Below are 519 nucleotides of genomic sequence, written 5' to 3' on the forward strand. Positions count from 1 at the left end.
TATCGGGAACGGCAGAGCGTGTCGGGTGCCAAGAGCGATGCCGCGGACGCGCACATGCTGGCCGACATGGTGCGGACCGACTCGCATCAGTTGCGTCAGGTCGCCGGTGACAGCGATCAGGCCGAGGCGGTCAAGGTCGTGGGCCGGGCCCATAAGACGTTGATCTGGGAGAGGACCCGCCACGTGCAGCGACTGCGCAACGCGCTGCGGGAGTACTTCCCTGCTGCACTGGCTGCGTTTGAGGACCTCGCCGCTGCGGACGCGCTTGAGCTGCTGGCCAAGGCGCCCGATCCGGACGCAGCAGCGCGCCTGACGATCACGCAGATCACCGCCGCGCTCAAGCGGGCTCGTCGACACCACGCCGGTGAGAAGGCCAAGGTGATCCAAGCGGCCCTACGCACGGAGCAGTTGCGGCAACCGGCCACCGTGACCGCGGCGTATGCGGCTACAGTTCGTGCCCAGACCGCCGTGATCGCCGCGCTGAACGCCCAGATCACGACGATGGCCTCGCAGGTCGAC

General features: G+C 68.0%; 1 protein-coding gene. It reads left to right on the forward strand.

Annotation, left to right across the window (positions count from 1 at the left end):
• Positions 1-18: 18 nt before the first annotated feature.
• On the forward strand, positions 19-519 hold a 501-nt coding region (locus N864_RS22995), incomplete at its 3' end, for an IS110 family transposase (RefSeq protein WP_240474465.1).

The sequence above is a fragment of the Intrasporangium chromatireducens Q5-1 genome, from assembly GCF_000576575.1.
Taxonomy (GTDB): domain Bacteria; phylum Actinomycetota; class Actinomycetes; order Actinomycetales; family Dermatophilaceae; genus Intrasporangium_A; species Intrasporangium_A chromatireducens.